Origin of the sequence: Pseudomonas sp. AA-38, assembly GCF_029457475.1 — a bacterium.
In the GTDB taxonomy this organism is placed as follows: domain Bacteria; phylum Pseudomonadota; class Gammaproteobacteria; order Pseudomonadales; family Pseudomonadaceae; genus Aquipseudomonas.
Map to the genome: position 1 here is coordinate 5,277,184 of NZ_CP120359.1, position 15,871 is coordinate 5,293,054.

Annotated in this window: 19 protein-coding genes; 12 read left to right on the forward strand and 7 right to left on the reverse strand. The window is 64.3% G+C overall.

All coding sequences use genetic code 11. The features are described 5' to 3' along the window. Positions 1-10: 10 nt before the first annotated feature. Entirely contained in the window at positions 11-916 is a 906-nt protein-coding gene (gene argB / locus PVE35_RS24255) for an acetylglutamate kinase (RefSeq protein ID WP_268179752.1), read from the forward strand. A 210-nt stretch (positions 917-1,126) separates the two neighbouring features. On the opposite strand, the gene PVE35_RS24260 is transcribed toward argB, so the two are convergent. Both PVE35_RS24260 and pyrE read right to left on the reverse strand, forming a co-directional pair. Beyond that, positions 1,127-1,729: a DUF4124 domain-containing protein gene (locus PVE35_RS24260; protein WP_268179754.1), complete on the reverse strand. Its 603-nt coding sequence runs from the start codon at positions 1,727-1,729 to the stop codon at positions 1,127-1,129. 21 nt (positions 1,730-1,750) lie between these two features. Further along, positions 1,751-2,392 carry an orotate phosphoribosyltransferase gene (gene pyrE / locus PVE35_RS24265; RefSeq protein WP_277373239.1) on the reverse strand — a complete coding sequence of 214 codons (642 nt, stop codon included), beginning with the start codon at positions 2,390-2,392 and terminating at the stop codon, positions 1,751-1,753. An 81-nt stretch (positions 2,393-2,473) separates the two neighbouring features. On the opposite strand from pyrE, the gene PVE35_RS24270 reads away from it, so the two are divergent. Continuing rightward, positions 2,474-3,253: an exodeoxyribonuclease III gene (locus tag PVE35_RS24270; protein WP_268179758.1), complete on the forward strand. Its 780-nt coding sequence runs from the start codon at positions 2,474-2,476 to the stop codon at positions 3,251-3,253. Between the two features lie 53 nt (positions 3,254-3,306). Here PVE35_RS24270 and PVE35_RS24275 read toward each other — a convergent pair whose 3' ends face one another. Together PVE35_RS24275 and rph are read right to left on the reverse strand one after the other, a co-directional pair. After that, positions 3,307-3,678: a DUF4870 domain-containing protein gene (locus tag PVE35_RS24275; protein WP_268179759.1), complete on the reverse strand. Its 372-nt coding sequence runs from the start codon at positions 3,676-3,678 to the stop codon at positions 3,307-3,309. A gap of 26 nt (positions 3,679-3,704) precedes the next feature. Continuing rightward, on the reverse strand, positions 3,705-4,424 hold the full coding sequence (rph, locus tag PVE35_RS24280; protein ID WP_268179761.1) for a ribonuclease PH: 720 nt from the start codon (positions 4,422-4,424) through the stop codon (positions 3,705-3,707). A 186-nt stretch (positions 4,425-4,610) separates the two neighbouring features. Here rph and PVE35_RS24285 point away from each other — a divergent pair, with 186 nt between their 5' ends. The 6 genes from PVE35_RS24285 (at position 4,611) to PVE35_RS24310 (ending at position 10,047) form a co-directional block, all read left to right on the forward strand. Then, the gene (locus tag PVE35_RS24285) at positions 4,611-5,474 is read left to right on the forward strand and encodes a YicC/YloC family endoribonuclease (protein ID WP_277373240.1); all 864 of its coding nucleotides are present in this window, start codon (positions 4,611-4,613) and stop codon (positions 5,472-5,474) included. 53 nt (positions 5,475-5,527) lie between these two features. Continuing rightward, the gene (gmk, locus tag PVE35_RS24290) at positions 5,528-6,148 is read left to right on the forward strand and encodes a guanylate kinase (protein WP_268179765.1); all 621 of its coding nucleotides are present in this window, start codon (positions 5,528-5,530) and stop codon (positions 6,146-6,148) included. A gap of 150 nt (positions 6,149-6,298) precedes the next feature. After that, on the forward strand, positions 6,299-6,562 hold the full coding sequence (gene rpoZ, locus PVE35_RS24295; protein WP_037051139.1) for a DNA-directed RNA polymerase subunit omega: 264 nt from the start codon (positions 6,299-6,301) through the stop codon (positions 6,560-6,562). Positions 6,563-6,625: 63 nt separating this feature from the next. Continuing rightward, positions 6,626-8,734, forward strand: a complete 2,109-nt coding sequence (gene spoT, locus PVE35_RS24300; protein ID WP_268179768.1) for a bifunctional GTP diphosphokinase/guanosine-3',5'-bis pyrophosphate 3'-pyrophosphohydrolase — start codon at positions 6,626-6,628, stop codon at positions 8,732-8,734. 141 nt (positions 8,735-8,875) lie between these two features. Next, the gene (locus tag PVE35_RS24305) at positions 8,876-9,256 is read left to right on the forward strand and encodes a RidA family protein (RefSeq protein ID WP_268179770.1); all 381 of its coding nucleotides are present in this window, start codon (positions 8,876-8,878) and stop codon (positions 9,254-9,256) included. A gap of 59 nt (positions 9,257-9,315) precedes the next feature. Further along, positions 9,316-10,047 carry a hypothetical protein gene (locus PVE35_RS24310; protein WP_268179771.1) on the forward strand — a complete coding sequence of 244 codons (732 nt, stop codon included), beginning with the start codon at positions 9,316-9,318 and terminating at the stop codon, positions 10,045-10,047. Between the two features lie 18 nt (positions 10,048-10,065). Here the strand turns inward: PVE35_RS24310 and PVE35_RS24315 are convergent, their stop codons facing one another. The 3 genes from PVE35_RS24315 to PVE35_RS24325 form a co-directional block, all read right to left on the reverse strand. After that, entirely contained in the window at positions 10,066-10,686 is a 621-nt protein-coding gene (locus PVE35_RS24315) for a LysE family translocator (protein WP_268179772.1), read from the reverse strand. A gap of 70 nt (positions 10,687-10,756) precedes the next feature. Then, the gene (locus PVE35_RS24320; protein ID WP_268179774.1) at positions 10,757-11,557 is read right to left on the reverse strand and encodes an AraC family transcriptional regulator; all 801 of its coding nucleotides are present in this window, start codon (positions 11,555-11,557) and stop codon (positions 10,757-10,759) included. Between the two features lie 2 nt (positions 11,558-11,559). Further along, positions 11,560-12,417 carry an NAD-dependent epimerase/dehydratase family protein gene (locus tag PVE35_RS24325; RefSeq protein ID WP_268179775.1) on the reverse strand — a complete coding sequence of 286 codons (858 nt, stop codon included), beginning with the start codon at positions 12,415-12,417 and terminating at the stop codon, positions 11,560-11,562. Between the two features lie 182 nt (positions 12,418-12,599). Between PVE35_RS24325 and exbB the strand changes: the two genes are divergently transcribed. The 4 genes from exbB to PVE35_RS24345 all read left to right on the forward strand — a co-directional run bounded on the left by exbB (position 12,600) and on the right by PVE35_RS24345 (position 15,871). Beyond that, a complete protein-coding gene (gene exbB, locus PVE35_RS24330) occupies positions 12,600-13,694 on the forward strand; it encodes a tonB-system energizer ExbB (RefSeq protein ID WP_268179776.1) in 1,095 nt (364 codons plus the stop codon). 3 nt (positions 13,695-13,697) lie between these two features. Next, complete coding sequence (gene exbD, locus PVE35_RS24335; protein ID WP_268179777.1) at positions 13,698-14,117, forward strand: TonB system transport protein ExbD; 420 nt, start codon at positions 13,698-13,700, stop codon at positions 14,115-14,117. After that, positions 14,117-14,857 (forward strand): energy transducer TonB, encoded by a 741-nt coding sequence (locus PVE35_RS24340; protein WP_268179778.1) that lies wholly within the window; start codon positions 14,117-14,119, stop codon positions 14,855-14,857. The genes exbD and PVE35_RS24340 overlap by 1 nt, the downstream gene beginning before the upstream one ends. Positions 14,858-14,944: 87 nt before the next feature. Continuing rightward, entirely contained in the window at positions 14,945-15,871 is a 927-nt protein-coding gene (locus PVE35_RS24345) for a hydrogen peroxide-inducible genes activator (RefSeq protein ID WP_268179779.1), read from the forward strand.

Below are 15,871 nucleotides of genomic sequence, written 5' to 3' on the forward strand. Positions count from 1 at the left end.
GAGCCCCTGCATGACCCTCGAGCGTGACGCCGCCGCCCAGGTTGCCAAGGTACTGTCCGAAGCCCTGCCCTATATCCGCCGCTTCGTCGGCAAGACCCTGGTGATCAAGTACGGCGGCAACGCCATGGAGAGCGAGGAACTCAAGCAGGGCTTCGCCCGCGACATCGTGCTGATGAAAGCGGTGGGCATCAACCCGGTGGTGGTACACGGTGGCGGCCCGCAGATCGGCGACCTGCTCAAACGACTGTCCATCGAAAGCCACTTCATCGATGGCATGCGCGTCACCGACACCGCCACCATGGACGTGGTGGAAATGGTGCTCGGCGGCCAGGTCAACAAGAGCATCGTCAACCTGATCAACCAGCACGGTGGCAGCGCCATCGGCCTGACCGGCAAGGATGCAGGCCTGATCCGCGCGAAGAAGCTCAAGGTCAGCCGCCAGACGCCGGAAATGACCCAGCCGGAAATCATCGACATCGGCCATGTCGGCGAGGTCACCGGGGTCAATACCGAGCTGCTGAACATGCTGGTCAAGGGCGACTTCATCCCGGTCATCGCGCCCATCGGCGTCGGCCCGGATGGCGAGTCCTACAATATCAATGCCGACCTGGTGGCAGGCAAGGTGGCCGAAGCCTTGAAGGCCGAGAAACTGATGCTGCTGACCAACATCGCCGGGCTGATGAACAAGCAGGGCGACGTGCTCACCGGCCTGACCACCGAGCAGGTCAACGAACTGATCGCCGACGGCACCATCTACGGCGGCATGCTGCCGAAGATCAAATGCGCCCTGGAGTCGGTGCAGGGTGGCGTCACCAGCGCGCACATCATCGATGGCCGGGTACCGAATGCCGTTCTGCTGGAGATCTTCACCGATACCGGCAACGGCACCATGATCAGCAACCGCAAGCGCCATTAAAAGCAAGCCGCGAATGCGGCTTCCTGATGACCCTCTCCCTCTGGGAGAGGGTGCCCGAAGGGCGGGAGAGGGAAAGGCGGTCGCCACGCATCTCCCCCAGGAAACGGCTACAAGGATGCAGGAGGCCAAAGCCGTGGGTGCCCGCAGGGCGGGAGAGGGCAAGGCGGCCGCCACGTCCCATACCCCGTCTAGGAAAGGAACACCAGGCGCTTACTGCTTGCGCTGGCCCCCACCAAACAGCTCAGCCAGACGCGCGCGATCAGCGGCGAAGTCCTTCTCGGCCTGTAAGCGCGACGCCTGATAGCGGTCGATGTCGCGCTGCAGGCGCTCCTGTTCATCCCTCAGACCGCTGATCTGCACCAGCAGATTTTCCGGCACCTGACGCCCGGCGCGCTCGTGCTCGGCCGCCTTGCCCTGCAGGTTGGCCTGCTGGGTACGCACCGACTGCAGGTTGCCACGCGCCACGCGGATCAAGCCATCCAGCTCGGAGAGCTTGCGCTCGCGCGCCCGATCGACGTCATCGAGATTGCTATACAGGCGCAGCAACTGCGCGTCGCTGCTGGCTCGCGCCTTCTCTGCCTGCATACGGGCGAACTCCTCCGGTGTCGGTGCCGGCGGGATCACCCGCAGCACGCGGCCGTGGTCGTTGAGCACCTCGTAGCCCTTGCCGATGAATTCCGGCGGCACGCCCTGGCGGCTGAGCACCGTCACCCCCTTGTCATCGACGTAGCGATACAGCTCGGCGGCCATCCCGGACAAGGGCAGGGTCAGGCTCAGCAGCAGCATATAGCGGGTCAGGCACGGTGCAGACATAAGGGCCACCTTGGTCTGGGGCTAGATTCCGTACTCGGCGCGGTAGGCTTCGACCGCCGGCAGATGTCGTTTGAGTTCAGCATCCCCTGCCAGATATTCCAAGACCTGCTCGAGCGAGACGATGCTCACCACGGGCATGCCGAAATCGCGCTCCACTTCCTGAATCGCCGAGAGCTCGCCTTGACCGCGTTCCTGGCGGTTCAGCGCGATCAGGGTACCGGCGGCCTGCGCGCCCTGGCTCTGGATGATCTGCATGACTTCGCGAATGGCGGTGCCGGCGGTGATCACGTCGTCGACTATCAGCACGCGACCCTTGAGCGGCGCGCCGACCAGGGTGCCACCTTCGCCATGATCCTTGGCTTCCTTGCGGTTGAAGCACCAGGGCAGGTCGCGCTGATGATGCTCGGCCAGTGCCACGGCAGTGGTCGCTGCCAACGGAATACCCTTGTAGGCCGGGCCGAACAGCACATCGAATTCGATGCCGCTGTCGACGATGGCAGCGGCGTAGAAACGCCCTAGCTGAGCCAGCGCCAGGCCGCTGTCGAACAGGCCGGCGTTGAAGAAATAGGGGCTGGTGCGCCCGGACTTGAGGGTGAACTGACCGAAACGCAGAACCCCACGTTCGATGGCGAAGCGAATGAAATCGCACTGGTACGCTTGCATGAAAAAGTCCCGGACGGCACGGATTTAGCTAAATGAAGTGAGCTCGGGTATCATACACGCACGTGTTTTTGGGGGCCATTTATGCGGATCATCAGTGTGAACGTGAATGGTATTCAGGCTGCGGCCGAGCGAGGTTTGCTCAGTTGGCTACAAGCCCAGAATGCCGACGTGATCTGCCTGCAAGACACCCGTGCCTCCGCCTTTGAAATGGACGACCAAGCTTTCCAACTGGATGGCTATTTCCTCTATGCATGCGACGGCGAAGTGCCCAGCCAAGGTGGCGTGGCACTCTACTCGCGTTTGCAACCCAAGGCGGTGATCAGCGGCCTCGGCTTCGAGATGGCCGATCGCTACGGGCGCTACCTGCAGGCAGATTTCGACAAGGTCAGTATTGCCAGCCTACTCCTGCCCACCGGCCGGGATGGCGACGAGAGCTTGAATCAGAAATTCAAGTTCATGGACGACTTCACCCATTATCTGGACAAGCAACGGCGCAAGCGCCGCGAGTACATCTACTGTGGCTCGCTGCATGTTGCGCACCAGAAGCAGGACGTGAAGAACTGGCGCGACTGCCAGCAGTCGCCGGGCTTCCTGGCGCCGGAACGCGCCTGGATGGACGAAGTGGTCGGCAGCATGGGCTATGTCGATGCCTTGCGCGAAGTCAGCCGCGAAGGCGACCAGTTCAGTTGGTGGCCGGACAGCGAGCAGGCAGAAATGCTCAACCTGGGCTATCGCTTCGACTATCAGCTCCTCACGCCGGGCATGCGTCGCACCGTGCGCAGCGCCCGCCTGCCGCGCCAGCCGCGCTTCTCCCAGCATGCGCCGCTGATCGTCGATTACGACTGGATCCTCAGCATCTGATCTGCAGACATGAAAAAGCCGGCTGACCGCCGGCTTTTTTGTTGCACGCTCGCCTACTTCACCAGGCGCCAACTGAAGGGGTAGCGATAGGCCTTGCCCTCGTTGGCCTTGATACCAGCGATGATGGTCAGCACCAACGCCGCCAGGCCGACCAGCAACAACAGCGGAAAACCGATCACCACGATCATCAGCAAGAAGCACAGCGCCGCCGCCAGGGCGACGCTGATCTGAAAGTTCAGCGCCTCCTTGCCCTGCGCGTCGACGAAGGGATCCATGTCCTTCTTCACCTGCCAGACAATCAAGGGCCCGAGCAGATTGCCGAAGGGAAACACCAGCCCGAGAAAGGCGGCGAAGTGGCAGAACATCGCCCACTGACGCGCCTCCTGGCTCGGAACGGGTTGCGGTACCTGGAACTCTTCGCTCATGCGGCGTCTCCTTATGGCGCGATCGATCAGTCGACCAATGCGACACGTTGCAGTTCAAAGATCTCGTTCATGCCCTTCTGCGCCAGGGCCAGCATGGCGTTGAACTCCTCAGGCTGGAACGGCGCGCCTTCGGCGGTGCCCTGCACCTCGATGAAACCGCCAGCGTTGGTCATGACCACGTTGAGATCGGTTTCGGCCGCCGAGTCCTCCAGATAATCCAGATCCAGCACCGGTTCGCCCTGGTAGATACCCACCGAAACGGCGGCGATCATCTGCTTGAGCGGCTCACCCTTGAGCGCACCGCGCTTCTTCAGCACCTTCAGTGCGTCGATCAGCGCCACCATGGCTCCGGTGATCGATGCGGTACGGGTGCCACCGTCGGCCTGGATCACGTCGCAGTCGACATACAGGGTATTCTCGCCCAGCTTGCTCATGTCCAGCGCAGCACGCAGCGACCGGCCGATCAGACGCTGGATTTCCAGGGTGCGACCGCCCTGCTTGCCACGGCTGGCTTCACGCTGGTTACGCTCGCCGGTGGCGCGCGGCAGCATGCCGTACTCGGCGGTCAGCCAACCCTGGCCCTGGCCCTTGAGGAAGCGCGGCACGCCGGATTCGACGCTGACGGTGCAAATCACCTTGGTATCGCCGAACTCCACCAGTACCGAACCCTCGGCGTGCTTGGTGTAGTTGCGGGTGATGCGGATCGAGCGCAACTGATCGGCGGCGCGGCCACTGGGACGTTTCATCGAGCGATACCTACTTCGTTAAGTGAAAACAGCACGCATTATAGGGGCGGCAGGGCGCCACGACACGCCGAATTGGCCCTGGCAGACGGCGAGCAGGGGCATGCCGGATTGCCAGCGCATGAAATGGGCACTCGCCCTGGGCTACAATCCTGCGCTTTTCGAGCCGAATGTCCGCGAGGTATCCCCATGGTCCACAGCATGACGGCCTTTGCCCGCCACGAGCAGGCGACTGCCCACGGCACCCTGAGCTGGGAACTGCGCTCCGTCAATCATCGCTATCTGGAACCGCACCTGCGTCTGCCCGACGCCTTTCGCGATCTCGAAGGCGCGGTGCGTGAGGCCCTGCGCCAGGGCCTGTCGCGCGGAAAAGTGGAATGCACCTTGCGCTTCGCCGAAGAAAATGCCGGCAAAGCGCTGCAGGTCGACAACGAGCGCGCCCGCCAACTGATCGCCGCCGCCGAACAGATCGCCGCCCTGATCCAGCAGCCGGCGCCGCTCAACCCACTGGAAGTGCTGGCCTGGCCTGGCGTGCTGGTGGCCGACTCGGCCGATCCGCAGGCCCTGAACGCTGCCGCCCTGACCCTGTTCGGCCAGGCGCTGGAAGAACTCAAGGCCGGCCGTGCCCGTGAAGGGGCGGAACTGGCCAAGCTGCTCAACGAACGCCTCGACGCCATCCTCGACGAAGTCGCCGCCCTGCGCGAACTGGTACCGCAGATGCTCGCCGGCCAGCGCACCAAGATTGAAACCCGCTTCGCCGAGATGCAGGCCGAACTCGACCCGCAGCGCCTGGAGCAGGAGCTGGTGCTGCTGGCGCAGAAGAGCGACGTGGCCGAGGAACTGGATCGTCTGAGCACCCATGTCAGCGAAGTGCGCCGCGTGCTCAAGGTCGGTGGCGCCGCCGGGCGGCGCCTGGACTTCCTGATGCAGGAACTCAACCGCGAGGCCAATACCCTCGGCTCCAAGGCCTTCGATCCGCGCAGTACCCAGGCAGCGGTCAACCTCAAGGTGCTGATCGAGCAGATGCGCGAGCAGGTGCAGAACATCGAGTAACGCCAGCCAGACGGCTGCTATCTTTCGTTCACCGTTTTTCAGGACGCTTTTCCATGGCCATCACCACCGGCACCCTCTATATCGTTTCCGCCCCCTCTGGCGCCGGCAAGACCAGCCTGGTCAAGGCGCTGATCGAGAGCGAACCGCAGATTCGCGTCTCGGTATCGCACACCACCCGCGCCATGCGTCCGGGCGAGGTGGACGGGGTCAACTACCACTTCGTCGACCATGCACAGTTCAGCGCCATGATCGAGCGTAGCGAGTTTCTCGAGCACGCCCAGGTGTTCGACAACTTCTACGGCACCTCGCAGAAGTGGGTCGAACAGACCCTGGCCGAGGGCTTCGACCTGATCCTGGAAATCGACTGGCAGGGCGCGCAGCAGGTACGCAAGCTGATGCCGCAGGCCAGATCCATCTTCATCCTGCCACCGACCCAGGAAGCCCTGCGTCACCGCCTGACCAACCGCGGCCAGGACAGCGGCGAGATCATCGAGCGCCGCATGCGCGAAGCGGTCAGCGAAATGAGCCACTACGTCGAGTACGACTACCTGGTGATCAACGATGACTTCAACCATGCCCTGAGCGATCTGAAAGCCATCTTCCGCTGCAATCAGCTATGCCAGGCGCAGCAACAGCAACGCCACGCCGGTTTGCTCGGCGAGTTGTTGGCCTAAAAGCAGCGGCACGCTTCAAGCCACAAGCTGCAAGTAAAAGCAAGGCCGGATTGGCTTCTGCTTGTAGCTTGTCGCTTGCGGCTGCTTTACACTATTGAGTCCGCTCGCCCGCTCGGGCCAAGCTTATCCGCACATGTTACGAGGAACACCATGGCTCGCGTTACCGTCGAAGATTGCCTGGACAACGTTGATAACCGCTTCGAGCTGGTCATGCTCGCGACCAAGCGTTCGCGCCAGCTAGCCACCGGCGGCAAGGAGCCGAAAGTGGCTTGGGAAAACGACAAGCCCACCGTCGTCGCCCTGCGCGAGATCGCGGCTGGCCTGGTAGACGCCGAGATCGTCGCCCAGGAAGACATCGTCGAAGAAGAGCCTCTGTTCGCTGCCTTCGAGGAAGAGGCCAACGAGCCTCTGTAAGTCGATGATGCCGGGTCGAAGTTGCGCGGCGCATAGCCAAGCCGGTCATGAGGGAGGCACCCCATGGCTGGCATAGACGCTCTCGCCGACCGACTTTCGACCTACCTCGGCCATGACCAGGTCAACCTGGTGCGCCGAGCCTATTTCTACGCCGAACAGGCGCACGATGGGCAACGCCGCCGCAGCGGCGAAGCCTACGTGACCCATCCGCTGGCCGTGGCCAGCATCCTCGCCGACATGCACATGGATCATCAGAGCCTGATGGCCGCCATGCTGCACGACGTCATCGAAGACACCGGCATCGCCAAGGAAGCGCTCAACGCGCAGTTCGGCGAAACCGTGGCCGAACTGGTCGACGGGGTCAGCAAGCTGACCCAGATGAACTTCGAGACCAAGGCCGAGGCGCAGGCCGAGAACTTCCAGAAGATGGCCATGGCCATGGCCCGCGACATTCGCGTGATTCTGGTCAAGCTCGCCGACCGCCTGCACAACATGCGCACCCTCGATGCCATGCCGCACGAGAAGAGCCGGCGCATCGCCAAGGAAACCCTGGAAATCTACGCCCCCATCGCCAACCGCCTGGGCATGCACAACATGCGCGTGGAGTTCGAGGATCTGGGCTTCAAGGCCATGCACCCGATGCGCTCCGAGCGCATCCGCGCCGCCGTGCGCCGCGCTCGGGGCAACCGCAAGGAGATCGTCGCCAAGATCGAGGAATCGATCCAGGCCTGCCTGCAACGCGAGGGCATGGAAGGCGAGGTGATCGGCCGCGAGAAGCACCTCTACAGCATCTACCAGAAGATGCGCGGCAAGCGTAAGGCGTTCAACGAGATCATGGACGTCTACGCCTTCCGTATCATCGTCGACAAGGTCGACACCTGCTACCGCGTGCTCGGCGCCGTGCACAACCTGTACAAGCCGCTGCCGGGGCGCTTCAAGGATTACATCGCGATTCCCAAGGCCAACGGCTACCAGTCGCTGCACACCACGCTGTTCGGCATGCACGGCGTGCCCATCGAGATCCAGATCCGCACCCGCGAGATGGAGGAGATGGCCAACAACGGCATCGCCGCGCACTGGCTGTACAAGTCCAACGATGACGATGTGCCCAAGGGCAATCACGCCCGTGCGCGGCAGTGGGTCAAGGGTGTACTCGAACTCCAGCAGAGAGCGGGTAATTCCCTGGAATTCATCGAGAGCGTGAAGATCGACCTGTTCCCGGACGAGGTCTACGTGTTCACGCCCAAGGGCCGCATCATGGAGCTGCCGAAAGGCTCCACCGCGGTCGACTTCGCCTACGCGGTGCACACCGACGTCGGCAATACCTGCATCGCCTGCCGCATCAATCGCCGCCTGGCGCCGCTGTCGCAGGCGCTGGAAAGCGGCTCGACGGTGGAAATCGTCACCGCCCCGGGTGCCCGCCCCAATCCGGCCTGGCTCAACTTCGTGGTCACCGGCAAGGCACGTACGCACATTCGCCACGCCCTCAAACAGCAGCGCCGCTCCGAATCCATCAGCCTCGGCGAACGCCTGCTGAACAAGGTGCTGGCCAGCTTCGACACACACTTGGAAAAGATCGCCCCGGAGCGCGTGCAAGCCGTGGTTGCCGAGTACCGCCAGGAAGTCTTCGAGGATCTGCTCGAGGACATCGGCCTGGGCAACCGCATGGCCTACGTGGTCGCCCGCCGCCTGCTGGCCGAGAGCGGCGATGCCCTGCCGAATAGCGAAGGGCCACTGGCGATCCGCGGCACCGAAGGCCTGGTGATGAGCTACGCCAAATGCTGCACACCAATCCCGGGCGACCCCATCGTCGGCTACCTGTCTGCCGGCAAGGGCATGGTGGTGCACATGGAAAGCTGCCGCAATATCGTCGACATCCGCCACAACCCTGAAAAATGCATCCAGCTCAACTGGGCCAAGGATGTCACCGGCGAATTCAACGTCGAATTGCGCGTCGAGCTGGAGCACCAGCGCGGCCTGATCGCCCTGCTGGCCAGCAGCGTCAACGCCGCCGATGGCAATATCGAGAAGATCGGCATGGACGAGCGCGATGGCCGCATCAGCGTGGTACAACTGGTGATCAGCGTGCACGACCGCGTGCACCTGGCACGGGTGATCAAGAAGCTGCGCGCGCTCAAGGGCGTCACCCGCATCACTCGGGTACGCGCCTGACGACAGCGACCAGCCTCATGCTGCAAGCGACAAGCACGCGCTGCTTTCTTGAGCCCGCCATGTGCAATCTGTAGCCTGACAGCCGTCTTTACTTGCAGCTTGGAGCTTCCGGCTTGAGGCTGCCCTTTCAAGGAGTCATTCATGAGCAAGACCGTCATCAGCAGCGACAAGGCCCCCGCCGCCATCGGCACCTACTCCCAGGCGATCAAGGCCGGCAACACCGTCTACATGTCCGGGCAGATCCCGCTGGATCCGGCGAGCATGGAACTGGTGGAAGGTTTCGAGGCGCAGACCGTGCAGGTGTTCGAGAACCTCAAGGCCGTGGCCGAAGCAGCCGGTGGTTCGTTCAAGGACATCGTCAAGCTGAACATCTTCCTCACCGACCTGTCGCACTTCGCCAAGGTCAACGAGATCATGGGCCGTTACTTCGAGCAGCCCTACCCGGCCCGTGCCGCCATCGGCGTGGCCGCTCTGCCGCGCGGCGCGCAGGTGGAAATGGACGCCATCCTGGTGCTCGAATAAGCCCGGCGGCGGGGCTCAGGCCCCGCCTGTTCCCTCCTTTCTCCCGTGCGGAGAGCATCATGCGCCTGATCACCCTGCTGTTGTGCAGCACCTTGCTGGTTGGCTGCGCCAGCAAACCGAACGACGATCCCAATGGCACCTGGATCAACCAGGCTGCCATCGATGCCGCGCGCGAGAGCGGCCATCTGCGCGAATCACTGCTGGCCTACGGCCCCAACCTCGAGTGGCATATCGATACCCGGCAACGGCAGGCGACCTACAGCAATGGCTTCGAGCTGGCCGAAGGCAACATCGAGCCGCTGGATCCCCTGCACTGGCAGGTGACCTTCTACGGCAACTACCGCGAGCAGCTCAGCATGCACGAGGGTCAACTCACTCAGGTTGCCAGCGATTACTGGCCAGAGCAGCAGTTCGTCCGGGTGCCGCCAGCCCAGGCTTCGTCGGCCCCGGGTAGCAATTTCGAGCAGGCCCTGTACCGCGCCTACCTGGGCGGCGACTGGATGATCGTGGAAGGCCCCGGCCAGGGCGGCCTGGTGCGCTTTGGCGCGGACGGCAGCCTGCAGGGCCTGCCCGGCGCCGAACGCTACGCGCTGTGCCTGGCCGGTGATTGCGCTGCCATGAGCGGTGACAACGACAGCATCTGGCTGCAACTGGGCGATCAGGGCAGCCCCTGGCTGTTCGTCCATGAGGGCAATCAGCTACGCATCTTCGAGGCGCAGAACCGTGCCCAGTTCGACGAGATGCCCGAGTACCAGCCCGGCCCGCAACGCTGGTTGCTCAAGCGCAAATGATCGCAGGCAGCGCGGCGCTCAGGCCGCGCTGCCGATCAACAACCAGAGCCCAAGGGCCGACAGCAGCACTCCACAGCCTCGATCCAGCCAGCGCACCTGGCGCTGCAACCAGGCTCGCCAGCGCCGATGACGCAGTAGCCGCACCAGGGCCAGATCCCACCCCAAGACCACCAGAGTCATCCACAGCATGGCCAATGCCAGGCCCCAGGCGGGCATTGCCGCTTCGCGCAGCACGCCAAACAACCCGGCATAGAACAAGGGCAGCTTGGGGTTGAGGCTGCTGGCCAGCAGGCCCTGACGCAGGCCGTGCCACCAGTTGCCTTGCGCCAGTTGCTCCGCCGACGACAACTGCAGCTCGCGCCTGGCGAACAGCGCCTGCATACCGAGCCAGATGAAATAACCGCCACCAACCGCCTGCAAGGCCCGCCAGAACGCTCCGCCCTGCCCCGGCAACATCCCCAGCGCGAGCAGCACCAGGATCATGCTCAGCAGGTTGGCCAGGGCGATACCGCTGGCGCAACCATCGGCCTGGCGCCGCCCCTCACCGAGCGCCGTACGGATCAGCAGAAAGAAATCCGGCCCCGGCGACAACAGCGCGGCGAAATGGGTGCCAGCCACCAACAGGAACAACGCGAACATCGCAAAATGACCTCCCTCTGAACAGGAGGTCAGTCTCGCCAGCCCCATGAGCCGCCGTCTTGGAGAAAACTCAGGTCTGCGCGGCGCGCCGGAACTGACCGGGGGTCACGCCAGTGAAACGCTTGAAGGTGCCGGAAAAATGCGCCTGATCGTAGAAGCCCAGGCCCAGGGCCACCGCCAGCGGCGCCTGGTCGCCCAGCAGCAGACGCTTGGCCTCGCGCACCCGGCGCTGCAACAGGTAGGTATGCGGCGGTACGCCATAGGCCTGGCGGAAAGCCTCGATCAGGTGACGCGGATGGCGTTGCACCAATGCCGCCAGTTGCTCAAGGGAAACCGCCTCGGCGTAATGCGCCTCCAGATAGTCGCGCACCCGCGCCGTCACCCCGCCATCACGCGCGGCGGGGCGTGCCGCACGCAAACCGCCATGGCGCACGAACACCAGTTCCAGCACGGCCAGCAGCTCGCTTTCCAGGACCAGCGCATCACTGCGCTCGAATTCCCCGGCCAGGCGCGCCAGGGCAGCGGCAATGGCGCCATCATCGGCGGGATTGAGACAGTCAAAACCACCCGGCAGACGCTTGCGCCCGAGCAAGGCCGGCAGCCGCAACTCCTCCACATAGAGCATGCGGTAAACCAGGCGCGGCGACTCGGCATGACCGGTATGCGGCTCCTCGGGATTCATCAGCGACAGGGTGCCGGCCGGCAGAGCGTGGCGCTGACCGCGACACTGGTAGCCACCGACACCCTGGACGATGGCACCGATGGCGAAGGCATCGTGGCTGTGACGCCCGAACGGCTGTCCGGAGAAGTCGGCGTGAAACAGCTCCACACCGGGCAACCAGGGCTTGGCCAGCAGGCGGTTGGCGTCCACCCTCAGGCACCTTGCAGGATCGCGCTGTAGCCTTCGCGGTAGCTGGGATACTGCGGCGCCCAGCCCAGTGCGCGGGCGCGGGCGTTGCTGCAACGCTTGCTGCCGGCACGGCGCACGCGCTGCTCGTCGCTCCAGTGGCTAACACCCAGGCGCTCACGCAGCCAGGCCACCACCTCGTGCAGCGGCGCCGGCTCATCGTCCACGCCCAGGTAGCAGTCGGCCAGAGGCTCGCCACGACCATCGGCTTCGAGCAGATGAGCGAGCAGCCCGGCGGCGTCGTCGACATGGATGCGATTGCCGTACAGCGGCGGCGTCGCGTTGACCCGGTAGCCATTGCGCACCTGATTCAGCAACCACTGGCGGCCTGGGCCGTAGAGCCCGGTCAGGCGCACCGTGGTCGCTGGCAGACCGCTGTTCAGGGCGAGGCGTTCCGCCTCGCGCATGATCACAGCCGAGTAGCTCTGCGCCTCGGCCAGCGAATCCTCGTCGACCCACTCCCCCTCCTGCTGACCATAGACCCCGCTGCTGGACACGAAGAGCAGGCGCCGAGGTCGCTGTCCATGCGTGGCCAGCCAACTCAGCACATGGCGCAAGCCCTCGACGTATGCGGCGCGATAGCCGGCCTCGTCATGCTGGCTGGCAGCGGCGCAGTACACCAGGTAGTCCAGCTCAGCGGTCGGCCAGGCCGCTGGGCAGGTGGCCACCTGCAGGTCGCCCGGCACCGCATGAATGCCCGCCGGCAAGGCCGCGACGTTGCGCCGCAAGCCATGCACCACCCAGCCCTTGTCTTGCAGGCGCAATGCCAGGCGACTGCCTACGTCGCCGCAACCGGCTATCAGTACACGAGGAGATTCGAGCATCGGAGCGCCTCCCAAAAGCCCGAGGATAAAGGGCGCGGCCCGCAAGCGGCAAACTTCAGCGGCAAGGCCGAGCGAGTGTTACATTATCACTTTCACAAACAAGAATTAATTGCAATAATGCACCACTTTCCGCCGCACCTGTGCGACGGTCGACATTGCAATTCACCGTTCAGGTCCACCCCATGAAACCTACCGCTCTCAGCGCCAAGCCCTTCTCGTTCTTCCGTCGCACCCGCACGCTGGCCGCCTTCCTGCTCGGCATGGCCCTGCTGCCCGGTGGCACCGCATTCGCCGAAGAACCAGCCACGCCTGCTGCGGCTGCGACAGCGGCCGAAGCACCTGCCGCGAACGATGCTGCGCTGCCGGCAGCCGTATCGGCAGGCAATGCGGAGCTGGCCAGCAAACTGGAGGCGCTCGGCGCGGATGCCACGCCGCAGCAGATTCGTGAAACGACCCGCCAGACGCTGACCGAGCAGGGGGTGCCGGCCGAGGAGATCGAGAAGACACTGGAGGCCATGGCTCAGGCCGAGAATATCGGCGCAGGGCTGGACGATGCGGCACTCGAGGAGCCAGCCATGGCCCATGACCTCTCTCCCTGGGGCATGTACCAGGGCGCGGACGTAGTGGTCAAAGGGGTGATGATCGGCCTGATTCTCGCGTCCATCCTGACCTGGACCGTGTGGCTGGCGAAGACCGTCGAGCTGACCGTCGCCCGCCGTCGCCTGCGTCGCGAACTGCCGGTACTGAAAGCCGCGCGCACCCTGAAAGACGCCGGCAACAGCATGAACGGCGAGGCGTGCATCTCCCATCGCCTGGTGCAGGATGCTCTGGAGGAAGTGAAGCTATCCGGCAACGTGCAGGGCACCGATGGCATCAAGGAGCGCGTCAGCTTTCGCCTCGAGCGCCTGGTCGCCGCCTGCGGCAGGCAGATGAGCCAGGGCACCGGCGTGCTCGCCACCATCGGTTCCACCGCCCCCTTCGTCGGCCTGTTCGGCACCGTCTGGGGAATCATGAACAGCTTCATCGGCATCGCCAAGACCCAGACCACCAACCTCGCCGTGGTCGCCCCCGGCATCGCCGAAGCCCTGCTGGCCACCGCCCTGGGCCTGGTCGCGGCGATCCCGGCCGTAGTCATCTACAACGCCTTCGCCCGCTCCATCGCCAGCTACAAGGCCCAGGTCTCCGACGCCTCGGCACAGGTGCTGCTGCTGGTCAGCCGCGACCTCGACCACCTGCCGGGCGAGCGCCAAGCACCGCACATGGTCAAGGCAGGGTAAGCCATGGGCATTCATCTCAACGAGAGCGACGATCTGCAGGAAACGCACGAAATCAACGTGACGCCCTTCATCGACGTGATGCTGGTGCTGTTGATCATCTTCATGGTCGCCGCACCGCTGGCGACCGTGGACATCAAGGTGGATCTACCCGCCTCCACGGCCAAACCCGCGCCGCGTCCGGACAAGCCGATCTACCTGAGCATCAAGGAAGACCTCAGCCTGTATCTGGACAACGAGGTGGTCAGCGAGCAGCAGCTCGGCGCCGCCCTGGACAAGCTGACCCAGGCCGACAAGGACAAGACCATCTTCGTCCGTGGCGACAAGAAGGTCGATTACGGTCGCCTCATGGAAGTGATGGACGCCCTGCGTAGCGCGGGCTATCTGAAGATCGGCCTGGTAGGCCTGGAGACGGTCGGTAACTGATGGCCAATGTACGCAAGCTGTCCGGTTGGGGCCTCAGCCTGCTGGTGATTCTCGGCCTGCATGTGGCGATCGGACTATGGATGATGTTCTGGACGGTCAAGGCGCAGCCGCTGGAGTTGCCGCCTGCCGCCATGATGATCGAGCTGGAGCCACTGCCGGCTCCCGCCCCCGCGCCGGCGCCACCACCGCCGCCGGTACAACCGGAACCGGAGCCCGAGCCGCAGCCCAAGGTCGTCGAAGCGCCGAAGCCGAAGATCGCCCTGCCGCCCAAGCCGAAACCCAAGCCCAAGCCGCAGCCTCCGAAACCCAAGCCGCCGGAGCCCAAGCCTGTCAAACCGCAGGAGACCGAGAGCGTCAAGGAAACCGTCGCCCCGACAACCCCGGCGCCCAGCGACAGCAAACCGGCAGCACCGCAGGCCGCCGCCGCGAGTGCGCCGAGTGCGGCCGAACGCACCTGGCAGAGCGAGCTGTTCAACCACCTGGCGCGCTACAAGCGTTACCCGGAGGATGCGCGTCGTCGTGGCATCAAGGGCACCAATCGCCTGCGTTTCGTGGTCGATGCCAATGGCATGGTGCAGTCCTACAGCCTGGTCGGCAAATCCGGCAGCGCCTCGCTGGATCGCGCCACGCTGCAGACCATCCGTCGTGCCCAGCCGCTACCCAAGCCGCCAGCAGAGCTGCTGAACAACGGCACGCTGGAAATCATCGCGCCGTTCTCCTACTCGCTGGAACGACGCTGACGGCCGAGCGCCCAGGCATGCAGCCATGGGCGCTTGGTTCCATTGACTGCAACCGCTATGCTTGCGGCAGTCCAATGGAAAAATACTATGACCCTCACCGAACTGCGCTACATCGTCACCCTCGCTCAGGAGCAGCATTTCGGCCGCGCGGCCGAGCGTTGCCACGTCAGCCAGCCGACCCTGTCGGTGGGCGTGAAGAAGCTCGAGGACGAACTCGGCGTGCTGATCTTCGAGCGCAGCAAGAGCGCGGTGCGCCTGACGCCAGTGGGCGAAGGCATCGTCACCCAGGCACAGAAGGTACTGGAGCAAGCGCAAGGCATCCGCGAACTGGCCCAAGCCGGCAAGAACCAGCTAGCCGCGCCGCTGCGCATCGGCGCCATCTATACCGTTGGCCCCTACCTGTTCCCGCACCTGATTCCGCAACTGCACCGGGTCGCCCCGGACATGCCGTTGTACATCGAGGAAAACTTCACCCATATCCTGCGCGACAAGCTGCGCACGGGTGAACTGGACGCCATCATCATCGCCCTGCCCTTCCAGGAAGCCGATGTCCTGACCAAGCCGCTGTACGACGAGCCCTTCTTCGCCCTGCTACCCGCCGGCCACCCCTGGGCGAAGATGGACAGCATCGACACCAAGCTGCTCAACGACAAGAGCCTCCTGCTGCTGGGCGAGGGCCACTGCTTCCGCGACCAGGTGCTGGAGGCCTGCCCCTCCCTGCGCAAGGGCGGCGACGAACATGCCAAGCACACCACGGTGGAGTCCAGCTCGCTGGAAACCATCCGCCACATGGTCGCCTCCGGCCTCGGCGTGTCGATCCTGCCGTTCTCGGCGGTGGACAGCCACCATTACGCCCCTGGGGTGATCGAAGTACGCCCGCTCAGCGCGCCCGTGCCCTTCCGCACCGTGGCCATCGCCTGGCGCGCCAGCTTCCCACGGCCCAACGCCATCGAAGTGCTGGCCGACTCCGTGCGCCTGTGCTCGGTCGCCCGCCCACAGGCCAAGAGCGCCTGA

Bases quoted from the DNA above. Each gene is read 5' to 3' on its own strand.
- exbD (WP_268179777.1), top strand. From the start codon at position 13,698: ATGGGCATTCATCTCAACGAGAGCGACGATCTGCAGGAAACGCACGAA.
- PVE35_RS24285 (WP_277373240.1), top strand. From the start codon at position 4,611: ATGGTCCACAGCATGACGGCCTTTGCCCGCCACGAGCAGGCGACTGCC.
- PVE35_RS24325 (WP_268179775.1), bottom strand. From the start codon at position 12,417: ATGCTCGAATCTCCTCGTGTACTGATAGCCGGTTGCGGCGACGTAGGC.
- PVE35_RS24270 (WP_268179758.1), top strand. From the start codon at position 2,474: ATGCGGATCATCAGTGTGAACGTGAATGGTATTCAGGCTGCGGCCGAG.
- gmk (WP_268179765.1), top strand. From the start codon at position 5,528: ATGGCCATCACCACCGGCACCCTCTATATCGTTTCCGCCCCCTCTGGC.
- exbB (WP_268179776.1), top strand. From the start codon at position 12,600: ATGAAACCTACCGCTCTCAGCGCCAAGCCCTTCTCGTTCTTCCGTCGC.
- PVE35_RS24260 (WP_268179754.1), bottom strand. From the start codon at position 1,729: ATGTCTGCACCGTGCCTGACCCGCTATATGCTGCTGCTGAGCCTGACC.
- PVE35_RS24315 (WP_268179772.1), bottom strand. From the start codon at position 10,686: ATGTTCGCGTTGTTCCTGTTGGTGGCTGGCACCCATTTCGCCGCGCTG.
- PVE35_RS24310 (WP_268179771.1), top strand. From the start codon at position 9,316: ATGCGCCTGATCACCCTGCTGTTGTGCAGCACCTTGCTGGTTGGCTGC.
- rpoZ (WP_037051139.1), top strand. From the start codon at position 6,299: ATGGCTCGCGTTACCGTCGAAGATTGCCTGGACAACGTTGATAACCGC.
- PVE35_RS24305 (WP_268179770.1), top strand. From the start codon at position 8,876: ATGAGCAAGACCGTCATCAGCAGCGACAAGGCCCCCGCCGCCATCGGC.
- PVE35_RS24340 (WP_268179778.1), top strand. From the start codon at position 14,117: ATGGCCAATGTACGCAAGCTGTCCGGTTGGGGCCTCAGCCTGCTGGTG.
- rph (WP_268179761.1), bottom strand. From the start codon at position 4,424: ATGAAACGTCCCAGTGGCCGCGCCGCCGATCAGTTGCGCTCGATCCGC.
- argB (WP_268179752.1), top strand. From the start codon at position 11: ATGACCCTCGAGCGTGACGCCGCCGCCCAGGTTGCCAAGGTACTGTCC.
- PVE35_RS24275 (WP_268179759.1), bottom strand. From the start codon at position 3,678: ATGAGCGAAGAGTTCCAGGTACCGCAACCCGTTCCGAGCCAGGAGGCG.
- spoT (WP_268179768.1), top strand. From the start codon at position 6,626: ATGGCTGGCATAGACGCTCTCGCCGACCGACTTTCGACCTACCTCGGC.
- pyrE (WP_277373239.1), bottom strand. From the start codon at position 2,392: ATGCAAGCGTACCAGTGCGATTTCATTCGCTTCGCCATCGAACGTGGG.
- PVE35_RS24345 (WP_268179779.1), top strand. From the start codon at position 14,945: ATGACCCTCACCGAACTGCGCTACATCGTCACCCTCGCTCAGGAGCAG.